This window comes from Streptomyces sp. NPDC028308, assembly GCF_055565855.1.
The window spans coordinates 175874-199691 of sequence record NZ_JBVHTO010000006.1 but is presented as its reverse complement, the minus strand read 5'-3'; the positions used below and the strand labels follow the sequence as shown (position 1 = coordinate 199691).

Below are 23818 nucleotides of genomic sequence, written 5' to 3'. Positions count from 1 at the left end.
CATGCTGCATGCTGGGCAGTTCAGCAGGCCCGACGATTTCCGACGGCCCGACGGTTCCCGAAGGTTACGGAGCGGCGCATGACGAGCACCTTCCCCGGCATCTCCATCAGCACGGAGCGGTTGGTGCTGCGCCCGCTCGAGGAGGACGACGTCCCGGCCCTGGCCGAGATGATGAACGACGAACTGGTCGCCGCCTGGACGTCCGTGCCCCAGCCCTTCACCGAGGACGGCGCCCGCCGCTGGATCTCCGAATACGCGCCCGACGAGCGCACGTCCGGCCGCGGACTCGACCTGGCCGTCACGGAGTTCCTCACCCAGCGCCTGGTCGGTGTCGTCCAACTCGGCAGGACCAACTGGCACATCCGGTCCACCGAACTGTCGTACATCATCGCCCCCTGGGCCCGCGGTGAGGGATACGCCTCCGAGGCCGCCCTCGCCACCGCCCAATGGCTGTTCCGCGACCAGAAGTTCGAGCGGATCGAACTGCGCACGGCCGCCGACAACACCGCCTCCCAGCAGGTCGCCCAGAAGATCGGCTGCATCAGCGAGGGCGTCCTGCGCAACGCCTGCATAGCGCGCACCCGCACCGAGGACGGCACTTGGGCCGACCTGCGCACCGACTTCATCGTGTGGAGCCTCCTGCCGGAGGACCTCGACGGTGTCGCCGAGGAACTCGCCGAGACGACCGGCTACACGTCGTACTCCGACTGGAACTGACACCGCGGGAGCGCTTCCACCCCCCGGGGGCCCGTCGCGGCGCCGTGCGGCCGCACCAGGTACCCTCACGGAGCCCGTGCGTGGGCTGTCCCCTGACACGCTGCGAAAAACCCTCTGGAGACTGACGACGATGGCCGACCGGGTCACGGTGATCGGCTGGGACGGCTCGCCGCTGACCGCCGCGGCGCGCTCCGCTCTCGGCGCCGCCACACTGGTGGCGGGCGCCGGCCACCACCTCGAACTCCCCGAGATCCCCGCGACCGCCGAGCGCGTCCGCCTCGGCAGCGTCGCCCTCGCCGCCCGCCGCATCGCCAACCACCGCGGCACCGCCGTCGTCCTCGCCGACGGGGACCCCGGCTTCTTCGGAGTCGTACGCACCCTGCGCGCCCCCGAGTTCGGCCTCGAGGTCGAGGTCGTCCCCGCCGTGTCCTCCGTGGCCGCCGCCTTCGCCCGCGCCGGGATGCCCTGGGACGACGCCCACGTGGTCGTCGCCCACCCCCGCTCGCTGCGCCGCGCAGTGAACGTGTGCCGCGCCCACACCAAGGTCGCCGTCCTCACCTCGCCGGGTGCCGGCCCCGCGGAACTCGGTCTGCTCCTCGAAGGCGTCCACCGCACCTTCGTCATCTGCGAGGAACTGGGCACCGACCGCGAGCAGGTCAGCGTCGTCACCTCCGACAAGGCCGCCGACCACACCTGGCGTGACCCCAACGTCGTCATCGTCATCGGCGGGTTCGTCGCCGCGACCGAGGGCGGCGGCTGGATCGCCGGCCGCGAACCCGGCGCCGGCCCGCGCGGCTGGGCGCTGCCCGCCACGGCGTACGGCGGCGAACTCGGCGAAGGCGAAACGGATCTGCTGCGCGCGGCCCAGCTCGCCCGCCTCGGCCCGCGCATCGGCGACCTGGTGTGGGACATCGGCTCCGGCAGCGGCGCCTTCGCCACCGAGGCCGCCCGCACGGGCGCCGCGGTCATCGCGGTGGACCGGGACCCGGCCGCCTGCGCCCGCACCGAGGAGTCGGCCCGCCGCTTCGGCGTCCAGGTGCACGTCGTGCCCGGCACCGCCCCGCACGTCCTGGAGAACCTCCCCGAGCCCGACGTCGTACGCGTCGGCGGCGGGGGAGCGGCGGTGGTCTCGGCCGTCGCCGACCGCCGCCCGCAGCGCATCGTGACCCACGCGGCGACCCGTGACGCGGCCGAACTCGTCGGCCGGGACCTGACCGAGCACGGTTACCAGGTCGAGTGCGCCCTCATCCAGGCCGTCGAACTCGACACACGGGCCTGGACGGAGAAGGAACGGAGCGTCGCGTTCCTGCTCACAGGGCGTCTGCCCGATCGCGCCCCGTGATCCGCTTGTCGTACCGCGCGCGGTAGGCTGACCGATCGTCGTACCGCATTCGTGCCCGGCGCTTCGTCGGCCAATGTCCGGAAAACGCGCCCCTTTTGGGTTGGGTGTGGTACGGCGTTACCGGAGGACGCGCAACGTGGCGCAGTCCACAGTGGACCGTCGCGGATCACGCTGTCGCGAGGGCGGGACGACCGGGACAATGCCAGTTAATGGCTTTGTCTCCTTTACGGGCGGGTCGTTCGTGCCGCTGGGCACGCACGCTCGTTCTTCATTGCGGGGGCGGTCGGTGCGCCGTTCCGGGCGAGCTGGTCGTAGGAGCACTAACCGATGGGCGAGGGGTACGCATGACCGACACCGGCCAGGTCCCGGGCGAGGGACTGCCGGAGAACGCAGGCATGGTGGAGCAGCCGGGCGCCTCCGCGCACGGTGCGTACACCTTCCTCGACCCCTCCGAGACCCCCGCCGAGGACGACGACCTGCTTCTCATGCCGGGCGCGCAGGGCGCGTGGGGCAACGAAGTGCCGCCGCCCCCTCCGCTGCCCCTCGCGCCCGAGCCGGGCCCGGTGCCCGGTCAGGAGCCGGGTCCGCAGCTCGTCCACGAGCCCGGACCGCACGAGACGGACGGCCGCGACAGCGGCTCGGTCGACCTCGGTGCCGTCCGCATGGCTCAGCCCCCGGCCCCGGCCCCGCAGCCGACGACGCCCCGCCGCCCGCTGCACCTCGGCCCGCCGATCCCGGACGGCTCGTCCAGCCCCGTGCGCTCGCTCGCCGACCGCGGTCCCGCCGGTGCGCCCACGGGACCCGCGCCCCTGCGCCAGGCCGGCCCGCCGACCATCGGCCCCGAGTACCTGGACGTCCCGCAGGCCGCGGAGGTCCCTCAGCAGGGAGCGCCCTGGGGTGCCGCGCCCCAGCCGCAGGACGTGCCGCCGGTGCCGCAGGCGAGTGCCGAGGGGACGGCTGCAGAAACGGTCGTCCCGGAGGCGGCGCCGACCGCCGTGGCCGAGGCCCCCGAGCCCGCCGAGGCCCCGGCACAGGCCGCTGACGTACCCGTCGAGCCGGAGACCGCGTTCGAGCAGCCGGCCGAGGCCGCGCAGCCCGCGGAGACGCCGGACGCCTCCGAGGCCGCGCCCGGCGAGTTCCAGGCGCCGGAAGCCGTGGACGTTCCGGCTCCGGACACCGCCGACGCCGTACCGGCGCCCGAGGCCCAGCCCTCGGCCGACTCCGCGCCCGCGCCGGAGGGCTACCTGCACCAGCAGGCCCTCGACACCGCCCTCGACCGGCACGCCGTGCTCGGTTCCCCGGAGCCGTACGCCCCGGCGGACCCGGCCGCGCCGCAGGATCCGGCCGCCCCCGTGGCCCCGCAGGCCCCGGAAGGCCCGGAGGACGCGCACACCGGGCAGACCGCCTTCGACGCCGTCCGGCCGGAGGAGCACCTTCCGCAGCCGCCGGCCCACCCCGAGGGCGTCGAGCCGTCGGTGCCCGTCGACGACGTCCACCCGGCCGCGTCCGCCGATCAACCGGCCCCCGCCGAGGTCGCGCAGCCCGCGCCCGTCCAGGACTCCGGCGCGCACCTCTACGCGGCCCCGGACCCGCAGAGCGGTGAGCCCGAGCTCCACCAGACCCCGACGCAGACCGCCGACCCGGTGGCCTTCGAGGCCGACGCCGCGACCGGGCTGCCGGAAGCAGCCGCCGCCTTCGCGCCCGTCGTGGAGCCGCAGCAGCAGCCCGCCGAAGCCCCGCAGCCGAGCGAGGCCGAGACGGCGCCGGTGGCCGAGGAGCCGCTCGCGGACGCCGCGCCCGGCTTCGTCGCCCCCGACCCGGAGACGGCGCACGTCCAGCAGTTCTCCGGCCTCGCGGCCGAGCCGCAGCGGGGCGTCCCGGCGGTAGTCGGCGCACAGGCGGCGGCACCCCACGCGGTCCTCGGCCAGACGCAGGCGGCCCGTTCGCAGGGCGAGGTCCTGCCCGAAGAAGCGGCCGGGTCCCCCGAGCCCGCGCCTGTCGAGACGCCCCGGGAACAGCGCGCCGGCCGGCACGCCCACCGTTCCGTCGGCGAGTTCGTCCCCGTGGACGGCTCGGTGCCGACCACCCCGCACCTGGCCCCGACGCCCCCGCACGCCATGGCGGTGCCCCCGCTGCCCCCGCAGGAGGAGCAGCCGCGGCAGGCCGCCCCCGCCGCGGAGCCCGAGGCGACCGCACCCGTCCAGGTCCCGGCCGAGGAACCCGAGCCCGTCCACCCGCCGGTGGCCGAAGCGGTCCCGGAGTCCGCCGCGGAACCGGTGGCCGAACCCGGCCCCGTCACGGGCCTTCCGACGGACGCCGAACCCGTCGCCGCCGTGCCCGCCCCGCGCGAGGCCGAGGCACCCCCGGCACCCCCCGCTCCGGAGCCGCCCGCCGCGGACCCGGAACCCGTAGTCGCACAGCAGGCGGACGACCTGGACACCCAGGGCGCCGACCAGGAAGAGAGCACGGCCGCAGTGGAAGACGTACGAGAGTCCACCGGCCCGGCCGCGCCCGGTTACGACGACGCCGAGCGCGAGGCCGTGCTGCGGGTGATGCGCGAGCGCCGCGACATCCGCAACGGCTTCCGCAGCGACCCGATCCCGCACGACGTGCTGCTGCGCGTCCTGGAGGCCGCCCACACCGCGCCGAGCGTCGGCCACTCCCAGCCCTGGGACTTCGTAGTGATCCGCTCCGCCGAGACCCGCCGCTCGATGCACGAACTGGCGGCCCGCCAGCGCGAGGCGTACGCCAAGTCCCTGCCCAAGGGCCGCGCCAAGCAGTTCAAGGAACTGAAGATCGAGGCCATCCTCGACACCCCGGTGAACATCGTCGTCACCGCCGACCCGACCCGCGGCGGACGGCACACCCTGGGCCGTCACACGCAGCCGCAGATGGCCCCGTACTCCTCCGCGCTCGCGGTCGAGAACCTCTGGCTCGCCGCGCGCGCCGAGGGCCTCGGCGTCGGCTGGGTCAGCTTCTTCGACGAGCGCGAGATGGTGCGCGCCCTCGGCCTGCCCGAGCACCTGGAGGTCGTGGCCTACCTCTGCGTCGGCTACGTCGACGAGTTCCCGGACGAGCCCGAGCTGATGCAGGCCGGCTGGTCCAAGCGCCGCCCGCTGTCGTGGGTGGTCCACGAGGAGACCTACGGCCGCCGCGCGCTGCCCGGCGAGGAGCCGCACGACCTGCTCGCCGAGACAGTCACCAACATCCGCCCGCTCGACGCCAAGGCGCTCGGCGAGGCCTGGGAGCGCCAGAAGCGGATGACGAAGCCGGCCGGCGCCCTCGGCATGCTGGAGATCATCTCCGCGCAGCTGTCCGGCCTGTCCCGCCAGTGCCCGCCGCCGATCCCGGAGCCCGCGGCCGTCGCGATCTTCGCCGGCGACCACGGTGTCCACGCCCAGGGCGTCACCCCGTGGCCGCAGGAGGTCACCGCCCAGATGGTGGCCAACTTCCTGGGCGGCGGCGCGGTGTGCAACGCCTTCGCCAACCAGGTGGGCGCCGAGGTCTGCGTCATCGACGTGGGCGTCGCCTCCGACCTGCCCGCGACCCCGGGCCTGCTGCCGCGCAAGATCCGCGCGGGCACGTCCGACATGACGACCGGCCCGGCGATGACCCGCGAGGAGGCCAGGGCGGCCATCGAGGTCGGCATCGAGACGGCCCGCGACCTGGTCGCGGCCGGCAACAAGGCCCTGCTGACCGGTGAGATGGGCATCGCCAACACCACCGCGTCGGCGGCCTTGATCTCCGTCTTCACGGGCACCGACCCGAGTGAGGTCACCGGGCGCGGCACGGGCATCAACGACGAGACCCTGGCCCGCAAGACCGAGGTCGTGCGCCGCGCCCTCGACGTGCACCAGCCGGACCCGGCCGACCCGATCGGCGTCCTGGCCGCGATCGGCGGCTTCGAGCACGCCGCCATGGTCGGCCTGCTGCTGGGCGGCGCGTCCCTGCGCACCCCGGTGATCCTGGACGGCGTCAGCGCCGGAGCGGCGGCCCTGGTGGCCCGCGCGATCGCCCCCGAGGTCCTCGCGGCCTGCATCGCCGGCCACCGCAGCGCGGAGCCCGGCCATGTGGCGGCCCTGAACAAGCTGGGCCTGCGCCCGCTGGTCGACCTCGACCTCCGGCTCGGCGAGGGCACCGGCGCCCTCCTCGCGCTGCCGGTGGTGCAGAGCGCGGCCCGGGCGATGCACGAGGTGGCGACCTTCGACTCCGCGGGCGTGACCGAGAAGTAGCCGCGAGCGCCGCGTCCCGCCCCGTCGCCCGGCGACGGTACGGCAGGACGCGGGGCCTCCCCGGACCGCACGGACGGCGTCCCGAGAGCGCCGTCCCGGTTTCGGGCGGGGCCGGGCGCGGGGAGGTAACCCGCACCCGCCCGAGCCACCGCTGTCACCCGCAGCTTAAAATCCGCACGTCAGGCCCGCTCCGAAGGCGCAGGGGGCCCGTCTCGCACCGCCCCGCACGAGGAGCCGCACCTCCATGGCCGAACACCCCGCCTACCCCGTGGGCCTCCGTCTCGCCGGCCGCCGCGTCGTCGTCCTCGGCGGCGGCCAGGTCGCCCAGCGCCGCCTTCCCGCCCTGATCGCGGCCGGCGCCGACGTCCACCTCGTGTCCCCGCAGGCCACCCCCTCCGTCGAGGCGATGGCGGACGCGGGCGAGATCACCTGGACGCGGCGGTCCTACGAGGACGGCGACCTGGCCGAGGCCTGGTACGCCCTGATCGCCACCAGCGACACGGCGGCGAACGTGCGGGCCTCCGCGGAGGCGGAGCGGCTCCGCGTCTGGTGCGTCCGCTCCGACGACGCCGACGCGGCCACCGCCTGGACCCCGGCCACCGGACACAGCGAGGGCGTCACGGTCGCCGTGCTGACGACGAACGCCCGGGGCCGCGACCCCCGCCACACCGCCGCCATCCGCGACGCGGTGGTGGAGGGACTGCGCGACGGCACGCTGGTGGCGCCGCACCACCGCACCCGCGTCCCGGGCGTCGCCCTGGTCGGCGGCGGACCCGGCGACCCGGACCTGATCACCGTCCGCGGGCGGCGCCTGCTCGCCGAGGCCGACGTGGTCATCGCCGACCGTCTCGGCCCGCGCGACCTGCTCGCCGAACTCCCGCCGCACGTCGCGGTGATCGACGCCGCGAAGATCCCGTACGGCCGTTTCATGGCGCAGGAGGCCATCAACGACGCGCTGATCGAGCACGCCCGGCAGGGCAAGGCGGTGGTCCGCCTGAAGGGCGGCGACCCCTTCGTCTTCGGCCGGGGCATGGAGGAGGCCCAGGCGCTCGCGGAGGCGGGCATCCCGTGCACGGTCGTCCCGGGCATCTCCAGCTCGATCTCGGTCCCGGGCGCCGCGGGCATCCCCGTCACGCACCGCGGGGTCGCGCACGAGTTCACCGTCGTCAGCGGCCATGTCGCCCCCGACGACGAGCGCTCTCTCGTCGACTGGGCGGCCCTCGCCCGGCTGCGCGGCACGCTCGTCGTCCTGATGGGCGTGGACAAGATCGGCGCCATCGCCCGCACCCTCATGGACAACGGCAGGGCCGGCGACACCCCGGTCGCCCTCGTCCAGGAGGGCACGACGGCCGCCCAGCGGCGCGTCGACGCCACCCTCGCGACGGTCGCGGACACCGTGCGCGCCGAGGAGGTCAAGCCCCCCGCGGTCATCGTCGTCGGCGAGGTCGTCAACGTGGGCGCGGGTCTCCTCAAGGACCTGTTCGACGAGGCGGCGTCCGCGAACCCGGCTCCCGGACTCGCCGAGTAGCCGTGCAGCACCCGGCCCGCGACCCCTCCGGAGGTCACCGGCCGCCGAAAGGACCCGGAGAGCCCGCCGCCCGGGATCTCCGCGTAACCCCGGGTAACCCACCCGTTCCAAGCCGTTGGCACCGCACCCAGGACAAGGCAGTATCACCCTGTGGCCGATCTCATCACCGTTGAGGACCCCGACGACCCGCGTCTGCGCGACTACACGGGCCTGACCGACGTGGAGCTGCGCCGCAAGCGCGAACCGGCCGAGGGCCTGTTCATCGCCGAGGGCGAGAAGGTCATCCGGCGCGCCAAGGACGCCGGCTACGAGATGCGCTCGATGCTGCTCTCCGCCAAGTGGGTCGACGTCATGCGCGACGTCATCGACGAGCTGCCGGCCCCGGTGTACGCGGTCAGCCCCGAGCTCGCCGAACAGGTCACCGGCTACCACGTGCACCGCGGGGCCCTCGCCTCCATGCAGCGCAAACCGCTGCCGACGGCGGACGAACTCCTGCGCTCGGCCCGCCGCGTGGTCGTCATGGAGTCGGTCAACGACCACACCAACATCGGCGCGATCTTCCGCTCGGCGGCGGCCCTCGGCATGGACGCCGTGCTGCTCTCCCCGGACTGCGCCGACCCGCTCTACCGGCGCTCGGTGAAGGTCTCCATGGGCGCCGTCTTCTCGGTGCCGTACGCCCGGCTCGAATCCTGGCCCAAGAGCCTGGAGACGGTCCGCGAGGCCGGCTTCACCCTCCTCGCGCTCACCCCCGACGAGAAGGCCGCGACCCTGGACGAGGCCGCGCCCCACCGGATGGAACGCGTGGCCCTGATGCTCGGCGCGGAGGGCGACGGCCTGTCCACCCGGGCGCTGGTCGCCGCCGACGAGTGGGTGCGCATCCCGATGGCCCACGGAGTCGACTCGCTGAACGTCGGCGCGGCGGCGGCGGTCGCCTTCTACGCCGTGGCCACGGGCCGCCCGACGGCCTGACCACCCAGGGGGACCCGCCGACCGCAGCTACGGAGCGGCGCGGTGTCCCTCGCCCGGCGGCGCGTACGCCTGTGCGTGCCCCGCGTCCGCACGGGCGCCCTCGCCGCCGAGTCCCCGGGCCGGCCCCTGGCAGCCCTGCGCCGCCGCGATGCCCAGCGCCACCAGCAGCGTCACCACGACGAACACGAACAGCCGCTGACGCAGCAGCCGCGGATTGGCGGGCCGCCGGCCGGTACCGGTGGTGCGGGGCCCCTGCCGCCCGGCGCCACTGCGCGGAGCGGGCCGGCCGCCCGAGCGGGTCGTGTTGCGCGACGGCGCCGGCCGCGACCCCGACCGGGACCCGCCCGTCCGGGAGCCGCCCGCGCGGGCCGGGGGAGTGCCCTGCCCGGTCTGCGGGCCCTGCGGACGCCGCTGGGTGCGCTGCTCGGCGTACTGCTCGGCGAGCCGTCCGCTCGGCCGGTCCGGGTCGGTACGCGGCGCGGGCGGCCGTACGTCCGCGAGCCCTTGGGCCTCACGGGCCGCGATCTCCTTGAGCCGCAGCGACAGTTGCAGCGTGCTGGGCCGCTCCTCGGGGTCCTTCGCGAGGCAGGCCCGCACCAGCGGGGCCAGCGCGTCGGGGACCCCGTGCAGTTGCGCCTCCTCGTGCACCACGCGGTACAGCATCACCTCGGAACTGCCGTGCCCGAAGGGCGAGTCGGCCGTCGCCGCGTACGCGAGGGTGGCCCCCAGCGAGAACACGTCGGTCGCCGGGGTGACCGCGGCACCGCGCACCTGCTCGGGCGCCAGGAACCCCGGGGACCCGACCGCCGTACCGACGTGGGTGAGGGTGGAGGCGCCCGTCGCCCAGGCGATCCCGAAGTCGATGATCCGGGGGCCCTTCGGGGACAGCAGGATGTTGGACGGCTTCAGGTCGCGGTGGACGACACCGGCCTCGTGCACGGCGACCAGGCCCTCGGACAGGGCGGCGCCGACCGCCGCCACGTCGGCCGCGCTCAGCGGACCCTCCTCGGCGACCTTGTCGTGCAGCGAGGGACCGGGAACGTACTGCGTGGCGAACCACGGCCGGTCCGCCTCGAGATCGGCCGCGACCAGCCGCGCCGTGCATCCGCCCCTGATCCGCCGGGCCGCCGAGACCTCACGCGCGAACCGCGACCTGAACTCCTGATCCTCCGCCAGATCAGGCCGGATCACCTTCAGGGCGACCCGCTGACCACGCCGGTCGGAGCCCAGGTAGACAACGCCCATCCCGCCCGCGCCGAGCCGTCGGTGAAGCCTGAACGAGCCGACGACACGCGGGTCCTCGCGCCTCAGGCGCATCATCGCCATGTCCATCCCCGCTGCCCGGTCCGTTTGACGAGCCACAGCTTACGTTTCCACGGCCGGGTGCGCGCATAGGCCGCGCCCTCGCGACCCGATCGATTGTCAGTGCCGGGTGGGAAACTTGAAAGGTGGTCAGAGAACGCGCGACCGGGCCTGCTGCGAGCTGCCCGGGATCCCAACCAGCCGTCCCAGAAGGGGGATTGAACGCGTGAAGGGTGACCGAGTGGAGATAGTCGTGGACGCCGGGGACACGACACGTACGTACGAGGTGGTGGCGAGCAGGGCGGGCCGCCGGGTGGAGACGGCGGTGCGGCGGGGCGTCGTGGAAGTGAGCGAAGTCACCCGCAGCGGATCAGTGGTGCGCACCGCCCGGTTCATGGCGAATCGGGTGCTGGCGCTGGTGGAGCAGCCGATCCCGAGGGAGGACAGCTCGGAACAGTAGGGGCACACAGGACGTCCCCTCCGGGAAGACCCTGAGATGGATGACCTCGTCTCCACCCAGGGGAGTACGCCGCAGGTCATCGCTCATCCTCCGGGAGGCCCGGCAATCGGTACGAGGGCATGACGACCCACGTCCGCCGCGCACCTAGATTTGAGGTCAAGCGGCGGGTGCAGCACTCGTCCCCCGAGGTCAGACACCCGCCGCTGCCAACCACAACAGAAGCTCGGTCAGGAGAGGGACCATGGCCCACACGGCATCGCGGACGGCGATCCGCACGCAGGGACGCAAGGCGTACACCGCCGCGTTCGGCACCAGCCGCCCGGGCCGCCGCCACCCCTTGGTGGCGACAGCGATGGTCCTTCCCCTGGCGGCCCTGCTCGTGGTCGTCTTCGGCGGCTGGGAAGCAGTGGTCACACAAGCGTCGTCCGTGGGCGTGATGCTGGGGCGCTGAGCGGCGCCCCAGGCCCGGAAGAGCGGTCCGGGCGGGGACATCCGGCCATGAAACCCCGTGGGGACGGGGGTGCGGCGGACGGCAAAAATGCCCGCGCAGCTGGGGAGCTGCGCGGGCATTGCCATGTCCGCGCCCGGCCGGGCGCGCCGCGGACCGGCCCGCCCCCTCGCGCGGACCCCACCGCCGGTGACCGGGGCGGCGCTCCGCCTGCGTACGCTCGCCCCGAACCGAACGCACCCGAGGGGGACCCGTGACCGCAGACGTGCTGCCCGCGCTGACCGCCCAGGCGCGCGGCGCGGCCCATCCCGCCGGCGCCGCCTGCGCGCACGACGACGCGGTGATCGCCGACCGGCGGGACGGCACCGTCGTCCGGCACGGCGACACCGTCGCCAAGGCGCACGACCCCGGCACGGACCACCGCGAGCTCTCCCGGCGCCTGGCCGTCGCCGCCCACCCGGCCCTCTCCGGCGTCCTCCTCCCGCCGCTGCGCCCCGCCCCCGTCGACCTGCACGGCCGCCCCGTGACCTTCTGGCCCTACGGCACCCCGGTCGACCCGGAGACACCCGAGGCGGCCCCCTGGGAAGCCGCCGCCGCCCTGCTGGCCCGGCTGCACCGGGCGCCCGTGCCGGACGGGCTGCCCGCCATGCGCGGCCCCGTCAAGGCGGCCCGCGCGATCGCCCGGCTCGGGGCGGCCGGCCCGCACCCCGCCGCGGCACCGGTCCTGCGGGCCTGGGCCGGCCTGCCGCCCTGGGCCCGCGCCGAAGCGCCGATGCCGGACGGACCCCGCGTCCTCTGCCACGGCGACCTCCACCTCGGCCAGTTGGTGCGCCACCCGGAGACGACCGGCCGCTGGCTGCTCATCGACGTGGACGACCTGGGCCACGGGGTCCCCGCCTGGGACCTGGCCCGCCCGGCCGCCTGGTACGCCTGCGGTCTCCTGCCGCCCGAGGAGTGGCACCGCTTCCTGTCCGCCTACCGGCAGGCGGACGGCCCCGCGGTTCCCGCCGACGGCGACCCCTGGCCGGCGCTGGACGTACCGGCCCGTGCCCTCACCGTGCAGACCGCGGCCCTGGCGATCGCCAAGTCCGCGGCGGCGCAACGCCCTCTGGACGAGGTCGAGCTCGCCGTCGTCGACGCCTGCGACCGAATGGCGGCCCTCCCGCCCGAGTTGACGCGGGCGCACGCGAAGTAGGGTGCAACCGACCGCAGCCGGGCAGTGTCTGTCCTGGTGTCACACGAAGCAGCACCGACGGCGAGGAGTTGAGCCGAGCATGCAGTGTCCGAAGTGCCATGCGCCCATGCACACCTACAACCGCAATGGCGTCCAGATCGAGCAGTGCAGCGGCTGCCGCGGGATCTTCCTCGACTACGGCGAGCTGGAGTCCCTGACCCGCCTGGAGTCCCAGTGGTCGCAGCCCGCCCCGCCGCCTCCGGCCCCGCAGGCCTACCCCTCGGCCCCGGCACCGGCGTGGGGTGCCCCGCAGGGCGGCCACGGCGGTCACTACGGCGGCCACCACCGCCAGAAGAGCTTCGGGCGCATGCTCTTCTCGTCCTGACGAGCGGGGGCCCTCCGCACCGGAGGGCCCCTGTCCGCTTCCGGCGGGACGCACGACGAAGCCCCCGGCCGTCGAGACGGCCGGGGGCTTCGGCTGGTGCGCGATACTGGGATTGAACCAGTGACCTCTTCCGTGTCAGGGAAGCGCTCTCCCGCTGAGCTAATCGCGCGGGGCGTGCTGCGTGGTGCGTGTACTGCGTGCGCGATACTGGGATTGAACCAGTGACCTCTTCCGTGTCAGGGAAGCGCTCTCCCGCTGAGCTAATCGCGCGGGTACGGATCTTCGACGAGATCCAGTGGACGATACTGGGATTGAACCAGTGACCTCTTCCGTGTCAGGGAAGCGCTCTCCCGCTGAGCTAATCGTCCTTGGAGGTGGAGACGGGATTTGAACCCGTGTAGACGGCTTTGCAGGCCGTTGCCTCGCCTCTCGGCCACTCCACCAGGAGTGCGGGGGGTCGGGAAGATCCCCCTCTTCCTGCGAGCGGACGACCAGGTTCGAACTGGCGACCTCAACCTTGGCAAGGTTGCGCTCTACCAACTGAGCTACGTCCGCTTGTCGTTTCCGGTCGGCTCACGCGTCCCGGCGACGTGTTGAACTCTAGCGGATTCCGGGGCCAGCACAAAAACGCGTTTGCGCAGCGTGCTGCGGTGCGTCCGCGCCAGGACGCGGCCGGGCCCGCCCGCAGGTCACCCACCCTAGACTCGACAACGTGCACGACCTCCCTGCTCTCGCCCGCTTCGGCGGCCTCGTGGCGACCAATCTCCTCGACGTCACCAGCGACCCCGCGGCTCTGGAATCCGCCGGCTTCTGGGCCGTCGCGACCGACTTCGAGGGCCGCCTGACCTGCGCCCGCTTCGCCGACGTACGCCCCGAGGCGGTGCCCGCTCCGGTGCCGGGGCGGTGGCGGGGACCGGCCGCCGGTGACTGGACGTCGTCGCTCGACCGCGCCGCGTACACCGAGGGCGTGCGGCGCATCCGGCGGCACATCGCGGCCGGCGAGGTGTACCAGGCGAACCTGTGCCGGGTGCTCTCCGCGCCCGTCGCGTCCGACGCCGACGTGGACGCGCTGACCGCGCTGCTCGCCCGGGGCAACCCGGCACCGTACGCCGGAACGATTCGTCTGCCCGGGCACGGCGTCGAGATCGCCACCGCCTCCCCGGAACTGTTCTTGCGGCGCGACGGCCGGACCGTCGAGTCGGGTCCGATCAAGGGGACCGGACGCACCGAGGCGGACCTGCTGGAGAAGGACTACGCCGAGAACGTGATGATCGTGGACCTGGTCCGCAACGACATCGGGCGGGTCTGCGCCACCGGCACCGTGAGCGTCCCCGACCTGTGCGTCGTGGAGAAGCACCCCGGGCTCGTCCACCTCGTCTCGACCGTCCGCGGCGAACTGCGCGAGGAGGCGGGCTGGCCGGAGCTCCTCGCCGCCGCCTTCCCGCCCGGCTCCGTCACCGGCGCCCCCAAGTCCAGCGCACTGCGGATCATCGACGCCCTGGAGACCGCGCCCCGCGGCCCCTACTGCGGGGGCATCGGCTGGGTCGACGCCGACCGGGGCACCGGAGAGCTGGCCGTGGGCATACGCACCTTCTGGATCGACCGGACGGCGGGGGAGCTGCGCTTCGGCACGGGCGCCGGCATCACCTGGGGCTCGGACCCCGAGGGCGAGTGGCGGGAGACCGAGCTGAAGGCCTCCCGGCTGCTCGCGGTAGCGTCGGGGACGTACGAGGAGAGTGGAGGGACCCTTTCGTGAAGATCTGGCTCGACGGCGGGCTGCAGGACACCGAGTCCGCCCGCGTCTCCGTCTTCGACCACGGACTGACCGTGGGCGACGGCATCTTCGAGACGGTGAAGGCGGTCGACGGGCGGCCGTTCGCGCTGACCCGTCACCTCGACCGGCTGACCCGCTCCGCGCGCGGCCTCGGCCTTCCCGACCCCGACCTCGACGAGGTGCGCCGCGCCTGCGCCGCCGTCATCGAGGCCAACCCGATGCCGCTGGGCCGGCTCCGGATCACGTACACCGGCGGTCACGGGCCGCTCGGCTCGGACCGCGGCGAGCACGGCCCGACGCTGGTCGTCGCCCTCGGCGCGTCCACTCGCCGTCCCGACTCGACCGCCGTCGTCACCGTGCCGTGGACCCGCAACGAGCGCGGCGCCCTCACCGGGCTCAAGACCACCTCGTACGCGGAGAACGTCGTCGCGCTCGCCCGGGCCCGCGAACAGGGCGCCTCCGAGGCGCTGTTCGCGAACACGGTGGGGCAGCTGTGCGAGGGCACGGGATCGAACGTCTTCGTCGTCCTGGACGGCGAGATCCACACCCCGCCGGTCGTCTCCGGCTGCCTCGCCGGCATCACCCGCGCCCTCGCCGTCGAGTGGGCGGGCGCCCGGGAGACCGATCTGCCCTTCGACGTGCTGGAGCGCGCCGACGAGATCTTCCTGACCTCGACGCTGCGGGACGTGCAGGCGGTGCACCGCGTCGACGGGCGCGAACTGCCGGGCGCGCCGGGCCCGGTGACCGCGAAGGCCATGCGGATCTTCGAGGAGCGCGCGGGCGACGACCTGGACCCGTGACCGCGCACAGCCGGTAAATCCGGATGACGCCGGAGCGCGGGGCGGGTACAACACCCCTGATGACCACGACCCTGCGGCCGACCGAGCCGCTCCAGCACCACGCCGACGGGACGCGTTCGCGCCACTACCAGGTCTGCGTGAACAGCCGTCCCGTGGGCGCGATACACCTCAGCACCCACGCGCTCTACGGAGCCGACGTCGCCCTCGCCACCGACCTGCGCATCGACGAGCCCGACCGCGGACGCGGGCGGGGCGCGGTGGCCGCCCTCGCCGTCGAGGAGGTGGCCCGCGGCTGGGGCTGCCGGCGGATCGAGGCGTCCGTGCCCGCCGACGCCGCCGCCGCGCTCCGGCTGACCCGCGCGCTGGGTTACGTCACCCGCAACCGCGGCATGGAGAAGCGCCTCGCCGCCACACCCCCGGAGCTGCCCCCGGGCACCCGCGCGCGTCCGATGACCGAGGACGAGTTCCGCCCCTGGGAGGCCCGGGCCAGGGAGAGCTACGCGCAGCTGTGGATCGAGCGGGGGGTGCCCGAGGCGGAGGCGTACGAGAAGTCGCGACGCGACCACGACCAGCTGCTCGCGCAGGGCGTGGCCACCGAGAACGTGCTGATCAGCGTCCTGGAGCACGAGGGGACCCCGGTCGGCACCCTGTGGCTGGCCCTTCAGGAGGAGCGCGCCTTCGTCTTCGACGTCGAGGCCGACGCGGCGTACCGGGGCCGGGGCCACGGGCGTTCCCTCATGCTGCTGGCCGAGGCGCAGGCGGTCGCCGCCGGCCGGACGGTCGTCGGCCTCAACGTCTTCGCGGGCAACACCCCGGCCGAGCGGCTGTACGAGTCGCTCGGCTACGAGACGACGGCCTACCACATGTACAAGAGCCTGCTGTAGGACGGCGGCGGCCCGGGACCGGTCAGGCCCCGTGCTCCGCCAGCAGCCGGTCGGCGATCTCCTCGACGCGCTCGCGCAGGCCCTCCTGGCTCTTGCCGCCGTCGAGGCGCTCCCCGCCGATGACATACGTCGGCGTGCCCGTGACACCGATCGCCTTGCCCTCGGCCTGGTCGGCGTCGACGATCAGGATGTGCCGGCCGTCGATCAGCGCGGTGTCGAACTCCTCGGCGTCCAGGCCGAGTTCACGGGCCACCTCGACGAGGAACGGCTCGCCCCGGCGGTCCAGCTCCTCGACGCGGCCGAGCACGGCCTCCACGTACGACCAGGCGCTGCCCTGCTCGGCCGCCTCCTCGGCGGCCTGGGCGGCGGCGAACGCGTGCTTGTGCTTCTCCAGCGGGAAGTGCCGCAGCCGCAGCTCCAGGCGGTCGCCGTAGCGGGCGCGCAGGGCGCGCAGATCGTCCAGGGCGGTGCGGCAGTCCGGGCACTGCAGTTCGCACCAGACGTCCAGGACCGGAGGGACGGGGCGCGCGGCGGGGGAGTCGTTCATGGTGCCCAGTCTTCCAGCCGCGGCCCCGGCACCCCAACCGGGACCTGGGGAGGACCCCGACCCGGAGATGTCCCTGAGGTCCGCCCGGGGCATGGCACAGCGGGCCGGGGCCGGTGCAGGATGGAAGGGACGTAAGCCCCCTTCCCGACCGCACCCAGCCGGAGGACCGGATGATTGCCGAGACCGTCTGTTCCGCCGTGTCCGCGGCCGGGCTGGGTATCGCCGTGGTCACGGCCTACCGCAAGCGTTTCCTGGCCGCGGCCCGGATCGCCGCCTACTCGCTGGTGCCCGTCGGCCTGGTGATGACCGGCGCGGTCGGCTGGGCAGCGGACACCGCGTTCAGCCCGACCGCCTGGGCCGGGTTCGCCGTGCTGGGCTGTGCCTGGCTGCTGTTCCTGGCCACGCGGGCGGTGGAGCGCCGCGGCGGCGGCACCCGCAAGGAACGCAAGGCGGCGCGGGCCGCCCGTCGCGATGCGGTGGCCCCCGAGGCGTCGGCGCCCTCCCAGGGCGGGGGCGCGCGACCGGCGGTGCGGCCGGCCCCGGCGCAGCGCCCGGCGGGCTCCTCGGACGACTTCAGCGACATCGAGGCGATCCTGAAGAAGCACGGCATCTGAGCGGCGCGCGACCGGCGGTTCGCGACCGCGGGCACCCCCGCGCTCCACGGCGAACCGAAACGACCCAGCCGAAAGTGATCAGCCGGACCCGCCTAAGTGATCAAGTCCATCACCGCAGTTCGCGAAATTCATGAACTCCCGGTCATTTCGGGCGTGTTGATCGCCCCGGGGGTCTGCCGTAGGTCATCATCACCGCGAGATGCTGGACACAACACAGAGCGACACCGCCGCCCCTTCCGAGGAACGGCGGGGTTGTCTCTTCGCACTTTCCCAGCCACCGCTGATGATCTTCCTTGCGGTGATCGGCTGTCTGCTGCTCATGGCTTCGCTGCACGATCTGCTGCTGCTCTGAGCCGTACACGGAGCCCCTGGCGCCACCCGTTGCGGGCTCCGTCAGCTCGCCGCTTCCTTGCGCCGGGCGCGGTAGGCGGCCACGTGCAGACGGTTCCCGCAGGTGCGGCTGTCGCAGTAACGGCGGGAGCGGTTGCGGGAGAGGTCGACGAAGGCGCGCCGGCAGTCCGGCGCCTCGCACCGGCGCAGGCGCTCCTGCTCCCCGGCGACCACGAAGAAGGCCAGCGCCATCCCGCAGTCCGCCGCGAGGTGGTCGGCGACCGAGGCGCCGGGCGCGAAGTAGTGCACGTGCCAGTCGTAGCCGTCGTGATCCGTGAGCCGGGGCGTGGTCCCCGCGGCGGCCACCAGTTCGTTGATCAGCGCGGCCGCGGCCCGCGGATCGTCCGCCGCGAAGATCCCGGTGAACCGGGCGCGGACCTCCTGCACGGCCGCCAGGTCCTGCGCCGAGAGCACGCCCACATCGCTGATCTCGTGCTTTCGTACGAAGTCCGCGAGGGCGGCGACGTCCGGGAGCCGGTCCGCCGCGTCGTCCTCGGGCACGGTGTTCACCAGATCCACCACGGTGTCGAGGGCGCACCGGGTGTCGTGGGTGATCAGCACGATTCGCTCCCTGGCCAGAAGTCGGGCGGGCGCCCGCCGATGGGGGCCGAGCCTAGCGGCTCGGCGCCCGCGGGGACCGGTGCGGGCCGGGCCGGGGAACGATCCCGGACGGCCCGGCCGCTCGCCGGACGCGCACCGGCGCCGCCTCCGCGGGGTCCCGCGGCGACGGCGCCGGTGTGTGCCGTATGCAGTTGTCCAGGCCCGAGCCGTCTCCCCGAGTGGACGGCGCCGGGCGGCTCTGGGTCTCTCGCTAACTCTCCGCCAGGATGTGGGAGAGCTCCGTGTCGAGATCGAAGTGCCGGTGTTCCGTGCCGGGGGGCACGGCGGCGTCGGTTCGCTTGAGGAACGACTCGAGAGCCCGTGCCGGGGCCTCGAGGAGGGCTTCACCCTCCGGAGAGCTGAGGGCGATGCAGACGACGCCCTGACCGTGGCTCCGGGACGGCCAGACTCGGACGTCGCCGGTTCCGGTGGGCCGGTGCAGGCCCTCGGCGAGGAGGTCGCGGGCGAACACCCACTCGACGGTTTCCTCGGCTCCGGTGTGGAAGGTGGCGTGCACGGCGTAGGGATCGGCCGTGTCATACCGCAGTCCTGCGGGTACAGGCAGTGAGGACTCGCTCGACACAACGAGGCGCAGGTGCAGCTCGCAGCTGACCGTGGTGTTCATAAGCGCCAGGGCCTTTCGCTCAGTGTGCGCTCGGGGATTCGCACGTCGGCGAAATCGACATGCCACCTACGGTGCCGTTGTAAACCCCTCTGAGTGTTTTGCGTGGCTTTAAGTAGCTCATCCGGCCGAGAGTGCGTTCGCGAGGTACGCCCATTCCGGTGACCGGTTTCTCTCGGGTAGGGTTTGGTCGTATGAATACGGGGAGTGACGAGCCCGGCGAGGTCGCCGTGGCCGACGAGGAATCGAAGAGTGAGCGACCGCTCGGTTCGCGTGCGCCGGAATTCGTCCAGGCCCGGCGGGCGCTGCACCTGAGCTGGCAGGTGGGGGTTTTCGTCGTCGGACTCGCGGTCGTCGGCGCGGGCGTGGTCATGCTGCCGCTGCCCGGCCCGGGATGGCTGGTGATCTTCGGCGGTATGGCGATCTGGGCGACCGAGTTCGTCTGGGCTCAGCTGGTGCTGCGCTGGACGAAGCGCAAGGTGACCGAGGCGACACAGCGCGCGCTCGACCCCCGGGTCCGCCGGCGCAACATCATCCTGACGACCGTCGGCCTGGTGATCGTGGTGGTCCTCGTCGCGGTCTACGTCTGGAAGTTCGGCTTCGAGATGCCGTGGAAGATCAAGGAATGACGCGGTTCCCCCGGCGTCCCGCGGAACCGCTCGGCTGGTCCGGGCCACCCTCTGACATGGGGTAATGTTCTCCGTGCGCCCGGGCGATTAGCTCAGCGGGAGAGCGCTTCGTTCACACCGAAGAGGTCACTGGTTCGAACCCAGTATCGCCCACCAGTTCGAAGGCGGTCTCCGTCCACGCAGTCCGTGGACGGAGACCGCTTTCGGCGTTTCCGGAGATGCCGAGACGGGGGCCAGGCGGCGCCCGAGCCGGTTCGCAGCGGCCGAACACGTCAGGCAGGGTGCCGGGAGCCCTGGGGTCGAGGGGCGGCCGCCAGGGGCCCTTCTAGCGGCCGACGCCCTCGCCGTGCCGCTCGGTCCGGCTGCGCCTGCGGGCGCGCGGCGGCCGCGCGATTCGAGGCGGTCGATCTCCCCGTACCGGACAGGCGCTCCCCGATCCGGCCGTCGACCCATCGGCTGTCACCGCCTACGGCCGCCCCCGCGGGACGCCGGTGAGAGTGCGTCGCGGTTCTTCCGGTCCCTGAGTGGGCGACTCGGCTCGTGCCCCGGCCGCCCACCCTCGGTGATTGCGGAACCCGTCCCTCCTTCGCCGCGGGGGAGCGATGCCCCGTGCGACAGGGGTTTTTCGGTCCGCTGTGCGTGACGCGGAGAACGCCGTCCGGTGTTCGGCCCGTCGGCCCCGGGTGTCCGACCTGCGAGGTCGCGAAACCGGGGGCGGACCCCTCCGGACCTCCTCCGAGGGCGGCGCCGTCGCCTCCCGCCGATTCCTGTCCGAATCATCGAGGCGCCCGGAAGGGGCCGGTGTCTCGTGCCGGAGCCGTGGCGCCGACGGTGGGTCCTGGGCGGGACGGTGACGATCCGTTACGCCCGGTGGGAGTACGCAGGGTGCGGAAGATCGACAAGTCCATCGAGCTGTCCGGCAAGAAGTCCGCGAAGATCAAGGTGAAGACCGACTTCCGGGATTACGCCGCCTTTTGGGAGAGGCCCCGGACTCGGGCCGCGGGCGGAAATCCACCGGACGTATTCCGGAACGCCGTCGAATTACTTCGGAAGTACGACAAGAGGGGTGTGTTCCTCGGTCTCAAGTGGCAGATGGACGCGGGGAACCCGGGCCTCGACAACTTCCATCCGGATGTCGAGAAGGCCGGACAGGCCGAGGGAAACCGGCTCGGTATTCCGGTCGCATCCGACACCATGTCACTTTTCGTCGACGAGAAGGTCTTCGGAGTCGTACCTCCGCCGCCGAGCGGACCGGTGACGCGGCTGCACCCGATCTTCCTGGGCGACCGGATGCCGCACGCGGACGACGGAGGCCTCAGCGCATCCTTCCCAGCACCTCCCGCACCCGCCGCGCGTCACGGATGCGCCGCTCGTACGTCGCGCCCAGGGCGAGCAGCACCAGGCCGGCGAGCGCGGGAAGCACCCAGCGGGGTAGCGCGTCGGCCACCTGCGCGATGTAGGGGGCCAGTTCGTGCAGCGCGTCCAGGACGAGCACCGCACCGCCGAGGACGAGCGGCGCCCGCAGTCGGTGCCGGGCACCGAGGAGCGTGAGGGCCAGGGCCGCGGCACCCAGTAGCAGCGGGCGCAACCAGTGCGCGTCCGCCCACGCCGCCGCGAGGCTCGGCACGAGCGTCGCCGACAGGCCCGCCCCGTACGCCGTCCAGGACGACACCCCCGCGTCCTTGCGGCGCCGCACGGCCCCGAGGATCAGGGCGGGCACGGTCACCGGCACGGTGTACGCCTCCGGGGAACCGACGTCCCAGGACGCCAGGCGCACCCAGGTGGCCAGGACGAACAGGACGGCGGCCGCCCAGCCCACACCGCGGCGGCTCTCGCGGATCGCGGTGCCCGCGGCGATCACCCCGCACAGGGCGAGCAGCAGGGCCAGCATCGGCGGGTCCGGGACCGTCAGGCCGACGGCGAGCAGTGCGGCGGCGGCCCCGGTCACCTCCACCGGCACGGTCAGGGGCGAGCCGTCGACGCGGGCGGCCAGCAGGGCGGCCCCGGCCGGCACCACGAGCACGAGCAGGGCAGTCTGTTCCGGCTGCCAGCCGAGCGACGCGCCGCCGGCACAGGCGAGTGCGGTGACCCAGGTGAGGGCGGCGGCCACCGCGACCGGCCCCGGCCGCGGCCGCCGGGCGGCCACCGCGAACAGCACGGACAGCGCGGCGAGTACGCCGAGGGTCGCCGCCTCGGAGGCGAGAGAGAGGAGGGCGAGACTCAGCGAGCCGGCCAGAGCCAGCAGCAGACCCACCAGAGGCAGGGGGGACAGGAAGGGCTCCGCCGGACGGAGGTACACCGCTGCCGCCAGGACCGCCACGGTCGCGAGCGCCTGCACCGACAGGGCCGCCGCGTACGGCAGTTCGAGGGCGGCGGGAAGCGCGAACGCCGTCGCCCAGGCCAGCGCCAGCGAACCCGCGCGCGCCCTGTCCCGCCAAGCCGGGGCGCGCACCGCCAGCGCCAGGACCACGGCGACCACCGCCGAGACGAGCGGCGCCGCCGCCGCGTGCACCGGCCAGGGAAGGTCGACGGTGACCGCCGCGCGGGCGTCGGCCGGGGCGCCGGACCAGATGTGCGCCACCCGGCTCACCGGACCCAGTACGGCGACGAGGGACACCGGGAGCGCCCACAGCACCGCGAGGGCCTGCACCGCGGCGGAGGCCAGCAGGAGTCCGCGCCGCATCGGCTCGGGGAGCCCGGTGCGTACCGTCGCCGCGAGCGCGACCCCGCACAGCAGGAAGCCCGGCACCGTCCAGTCGTCCGGCAGCCACGAGCGCAGGAGGCCGCCGAGCGCGCCGGTCGTGACCAGGCCGCCGGCCACCGCTAGGGCGGTGGCGAGATCGGGACCGGGCGCGCGCCGGGCCGTGACCAGGGCGATCGCCGCGGCGAGGAGGAGGAGCGCGGCCGCGGGGGCGGCCGTGCCCGGACCGGTCGCCTGCCACAGGAGCACACCGGCCGCCAGAGTGCCCCAGGCGCCCGTGCCGTACGCGCCGACGGTGGCGACCAGGCGCACGGACGGCACCGACACCCGCAGCGCCACCGCCGCGTCGAGCGCGGCCGTGACCAGGAGCGCGGCCGCCGACGTGCGAGCGCCGGCACCGGCCGCCACCGTCCACAGCAGCAGCGGCGACTGCGCCATCGCCATGGCCGCCGGCAGGGGCAGCCGCAGCGCCGGACGCCCGCCGCCCGCGGTCGGCTCGGTGCCGGCCGACGGGACCCGCGCGCCGAGCACGGACCCGTACCCCGCCCACACCGAGGCCAGCACCACCGACGCCACGGCCGCGTACCCGGCACCGCTCCGGTCGGCGAACGCCACCTCGTACAGCGCGTAGGCGTCGAGCACGGTCAGTGCGAGCCCGAGGCCCGCCACCGACTCGGCGGTGGAGCGCAGTCCGCGGCGCAGCAGCGGCACCGGCGCCCCGAGCGCCGCCACCGTCACCGCGCCCAGCACCGAGGCGCGCCCGGCGATCCCGAGGCTGCCCCAGCTGACCAGCGTGAACGCCAGGGCGGCGACGGTGAGCAGGGTGCCGCCGAGGATCAGGAGCAGGTTCTGCACCCCGGGGGCGGTGGCCTCGGGGCGGCGGGCCGGGGGAGGGCCGGGCTGCCGCGCCGCCTGCGCGCGGGCCGGCGGAGCCTGCAGGACGCCGACCAGCCAGGCGCGGCGGGCCAGCAACTGGGCCCGGCGGAGGTCGAGTTGCCGGAGCTCGCCGTCGACGAGCCGCAACTCCTCGATCGGGGGCGGGATGTGGGTCATGCTCCGGAGTTTGGTCCCCGTCACCCGGCCGGGCATGAGTGCGCGTACTCACGCCGTACTCAACCCTCTGCCGGGCAGACTCCGCACATGGACTGGTGCCGTTACCGCTTCAGCAGCCTGTGGACCCTGCCCGCCCCGGTCGGCGACGTCTACACCGCCCTCGAACGCGCCGAGGACTACCCGCTGTGGTGGCCCCAGGTGCGCCGGGTCGACCGTGTCGACGACACCACCGGGATCATCCGCATCCGCTCGTTCGTCCCCTACGACCTGGTGTTCACCGCGAAGGAGGTGCGGCGCGACCCGGTGGCCGGGGTGCTGGAGATCGGGATGACCGGCGATCTCGACGGCTGGGCCCGCTGGACGCTGACCGCCGACGGGACGGGCACCCGGGCCCGGTACGACCAGGAGGTGGAGGTGCGCAAGCCGCTGATGCGCCGGCTCGCGGTGCCCGGACGGCCCGTCTTCCGCGCCAATCACGCCCTGATGATGAGGGCCGGACGGCGCGGACTCGGCGCGTACCTCGAAGCGGTTTGAACGACACCCGCCGGGACCTGTATGGTTCAGTGCGTTCCCGGGCGATTAGCTCAGTGGGAGAGCGCTTCGTTCACACCGAAGAGGTCACTGGTTCGAACCCAGTATCGCCCACC

General features: G+C 74.0%; 21 protein-coding genes and 7 tRNA genes. 18 read left to right on the top strand and 10 right to left on the bottom strand.

Annotated features, from left to right (window positions below; genetic code table 11):
- Positions 1-78: 78 nt before the first annotated feature.
- The 5 genes from ACZ4VA_RS15365 (at position 79) to ACZ4VA_RS15345 (ending at position 8788) form a co-directional block, all read left to right on the top strand.
- Entirely contained in the window at positions 79-717 is a 639-nt protein-coding gene (locus tag ACZ4VA_RS15365) for a GNAT family N-acetyltransferase (protein ID WP_355793632.1), read from the top strand.
- 130 nt (positions 718-847) lie between these two features.
- The gene (gene cbiE, locus ACZ4VA_RS15360; protein WP_356166650.1) at positions 848-2059 is read left to right on the top strand and encodes a precorrin-6y C5,15-methyltransferase (decarboxylating) subunit CbiE; all 1212 of its coding nucleotides are present in this window, start codon (positions 848-850) and stop codon (positions 2057-2059) included.
- A gap of 344 nt (positions 2060-2403) precedes the next feature.
- On the top strand, positions 2404-6291 hold the full coding sequence (cobT, locus tag ACZ4VA_RS15355) for a nicotinate-nucleotide--dimethylbenzimidazole phosphoribosyltransferase (RefSeq protein ID WP_468081634.1): 3888 nt from the start codon (positions 2404-2406) through the stop codon (positions 6289-6291).
- A gap of 244 nt (positions 6292-6535) precedes the next feature.
- The gene (gene cobA, locus ACZ4VA_RS15350) at positions 6536-7819 is read left to right on the top strand and encodes a uroporphyrinogen-III C-methyltransferase (protein WP_468081632.1); all 1284 of its coding nucleotides are present in this window, start codon (positions 6536-6538) and stop codon (positions 7817-7819) included.
- A 150-nt stretch (positions 7820-7969) separates the two neighbouring features.
- Entirely contained in the window at positions 7970-8788 is an 819-nt protein-coding gene (locus ACZ4VA_RS15345) for a TrmH family RNA methyltransferase (protein WP_356242101.1), read from the top strand.
- A 27-nt stretch (positions 8789-8815) separates the two neighbouring features.
- On the opposite strand, the gene ACZ4VA_RS15340 is transcribed toward ACZ4VA_RS15345, so the two are convergent.
- Positions 8816-10120 carry a serine/threonine-protein kinase gene (locus ACZ4VA_RS15340; protein ID WP_356166681.1) on the bottom strand — a complete coding sequence of 435 codons (1305 nt, stop codon included), beginning with the start codon at positions 10118-10120 and terminating at the stop codon, positions 8816-8818.
- A gap of 196 nt (positions 10121-10316) precedes the next feature.
- Here ACZ4VA_RS15340 and ACZ4VA_RS15335 point away from each other — a divergent pair, with 196 nt between their 5' ends.
- The 4 genes from ACZ4VA_RS15335 to ACZ4VA_RS15320 all read left to right on the top strand — a co-directional run bounded on the left by ACZ4VA_RS15335 (position 10317) and on the right by ACZ4VA_RS15320 (position 12557).
- Positions 10317-10550 carry a hypothetical protein gene (locus tag ACZ4VA_RS15335; RefSeq protein ID WP_121404330.1) on the top strand — a complete coding sequence of 78 codons (234 nt, stop codon included), beginning with the start codon at positions 10317-10319 and terminating at the stop codon, positions 10548-10550.
- Between the two features lie 241 nt (positions 10551-10791).
- On the top strand, positions 10792-11001 hold the full coding sequence (locus ACZ4VA_RS15330) for a hypothetical protein (protein ID WP_356166637.1): 210 nt from the start codon (positions 10792-10794) through the stop codon (positions 10999-11001).
- A gap of 250 nt (positions 11002-11251) precedes the next feature.
- Complete coding sequence (locus ACZ4VA_RS15325) at positions 11252-12193, top strand: phosphotransferase family protein (RefSeq protein ID WP_468081629.1); 942 nt, start codon at positions 11252-11254, stop codon at positions 12191-12193.
- 79 nt (positions 12194-12272) lie between these two features.
- Positions 12273-12557: a TFIIB-type zinc ribbon-containing protein gene (locus ACZ4VA_RS15320; RefSeq protein WP_356166631.1), complete on the top strand. Its 285-nt coding sequence runs from the start codon at positions 12273-12275 to the stop codon at positions 12555-12557.
- A 94-nt stretch (positions 12558-12651) separates the two neighbouring features.
- Here the strand turns inward: ACZ4VA_RS15320 and ACZ4VA_RS15315 are convergent.
- From ACZ4VA_RS15315 to ACZ4VA_RS15295, 5 genes are all read right to left on the bottom strand, one after another.
- Positions 12652-12726, bottom strand: a tRNA-Val gene (locus ACZ4VA_RS15315).
- Positions 12727-12755: 29 nt separating this feature from the next.
- Positions 12756-12827 (bottom strand) — tRNA-Val (locus ACZ4VA_RS15310).
- 26 nt (positions 12828-12853) lie between these two features.
- Positions 12854-12925: transfer RNA gene (locus ACZ4VA_RS15305), tRNA-Val, on the bottom strand.
- A 1-nt stretch (position 12926) separates the two neighbouring features.
- Positions 12927-13000: transfer RNA gene (locus ACZ4VA_RS15300), tRNA-Cys, on the bottom strand.
- A gap of 39 nt (positions 13001-13039) precedes the next feature.
- Positions 13040-13112, bottom strand: a tRNA-Gly gene (locus ACZ4VA_RS15295).
- Positions 13113-13269: 157 nt separating this feature from the next.
- Between ACZ4VA_RS15295 and ACZ4VA_RS15290 the strand changes: the two genes are divergently transcribed.
- The 3 genes from ACZ4VA_RS15290 to ACZ4VA_RS15280 are packed head-to-tail and all read left to right on the top strand — an operon-like array spanning position 13270 to position 16015.
- The gene (locus ACZ4VA_RS15290; protein ID WP_468081626.1) at positions 13270-14313 is read left to right on the top strand and encodes a chorismate-binding protein; all 1044 of its coding nucleotides are present in this window, start codon (positions 13270-13272) and stop codon (positions 14311-14313) included.
- On the top strand, positions 14310-15131 hold the full coding sequence (locus ACZ4VA_RS15285; RefSeq protein ID WP_389391084.1) for an aminotransferase class IV: 822 nt from the start codon (positions 14310-14312) through the stop codon (positions 15129-15131). Before ACZ4VA_RS15290 ends, ACZ4VA_RS15285 begins: the two co-directional genes overlap by 4 nt.
- 59 nt (positions 15132-15190) lie before the next feature.
- Positions 15191-16015 carry a GNAT family N-acetyltransferase gene (locus ACZ4VA_RS15280; RefSeq protein ID WP_356166623.1) on the top strand — a complete coding sequence of 275 codons (825 nt, stop codon included), beginning with the start codon at positions 15191-15193 and terminating at the stop codon, positions 16013-16015.
- Positions 16016-16037: 22 nt separating this feature from the next.
- Here ACZ4VA_RS15280 and ACZ4VA_RS15275 read toward each other — a convergent pair whose 3' ends face one another.
- Positions 16038-16562: a DsbA family protein gene (locus tag ACZ4VA_RS15275; protein ID WP_356166620.1), complete on the bottom strand. Its 525-nt coding sequence runs from the start codon at positions 16560-16562 to the stop codon at positions 16038-16040.
- Positions 16563-16732: 170 nt separating this feature from the next.
- On the opposite strand from ACZ4VA_RS15275, the gene ACZ4VA_RS15270 reads away from it, so the two are divergent.
- Both ACZ4VA_RS15270 and ACZ4VA_RS15265 read left to right on the top strand, forming a co-directional pair.
- Positions 16733-17176 carry a hypothetical protein gene (locus tag ACZ4VA_RS15270; protein ID WP_356166617.1) on the top strand — a complete coding sequence of 148 codons (444 nt, stop codon included), beginning with the start codon at positions 16733-16735 and terminating at the stop codon, positions 17174-17176.
- A 199-nt stretch (positions 17177-17375) separates the two neighbouring features.
- Positions 17376-17528 (top strand): hypothetical protein, encoded by a 153-nt coding sequence (locus tag ACZ4VA_RS15265; protein WP_167459210.1) that lies wholly within the window; start codon positions 17376-17378, stop codon positions 17526-17528.
- Positions 17529-17569: 41 nt separating this feature from the next.
- Here the strand turns inward: ACZ4VA_RS15265 and ACZ4VA_RS15260 are convergent, their stop codons facing one another.
- Positions 17570-18127 carry a CGNR zinc finger domain-containing protein gene (locus tag ACZ4VA_RS15260; RefSeq protein ID WP_356166613.1) on the bottom strand — a complete coding sequence of 186 codons (558 nt, stop codon included), beginning with the start codon at positions 18125-18127 and terminating at the stop codon, positions 17570-17572.
- A gap of 250 nt (positions 18128-18377) precedes the next feature.
- Positions 18378-18791, bottom strand: coding sequence for an SsgA family sporulation/cell division regulator (locus ACZ4VA_RS15255; protein WP_003959770.1), 414 nt, complete (start codon positions 18789-18791; stop codon positions 18378-18380).
- Positions 18792-18982: 191 nt separating this feature from the next.
- Here ACZ4VA_RS15255 and ACZ4VA_RS15250 point away from each other — a divergent pair, with 191 nt between their 5' ends.
- Together ACZ4VA_RS15250 and ACZ4VA_RS15245 are read left to right on the top strand one after the other, a co-directional pair.
- Entirely contained in the window at positions 18983-19417 is a 435-nt protein-coding gene (locus ACZ4VA_RS15250) for a TIGR02611 family protein (RefSeq protein WP_356166610.1), read from the top strand.
- An 81-nt stretch (positions 19418-19498) separates the two neighbouring features.
- Positions 19499-19573: transfer RNA gene (locus tag ACZ4VA_RS15245), tRNA-Val, on the top strand.
- A gap of 1159 nt (positions 19574-20732) precedes the next feature.
- Here the strand turns inward: ACZ4VA_RS15245 and ACZ4VA_RS15240 are convergent.
- Positions 20733-23171 (bottom strand): SCO7613 C-terminal domain-containing membrane protein, encoded by a 2439-nt coding sequence (locus ACZ4VA_RS15240; RefSeq protein WP_468081622.1) that lies wholly within the window; start codon positions 23169-23171, stop codon positions 20733-20735.
- A gap of 87 nt (positions 23172-23258) precedes the next feature.
- Here ACZ4VA_RS15240 and ACZ4VA_RS15235 point away from each other — a divergent pair, with 87 nt between their 5' ends.
- Complete coding sequence (locus ACZ4VA_RS15235) at positions 23259-23705, top strand: SRPBCC family protein (protein ID WP_356166604.1); 447 nt, start codon at positions 23259-23261, stop codon at positions 23703-23705.
- 39 nt (positions 23706-23744) lie between these two features.
- Positions 23745-23816: transfer RNA gene (locus ACZ4VA_RS15230), tRNA-Val, on the top strand.
- The last annotated feature ends 2 nt before the right edge of the window (positions 23817-23818 follow it).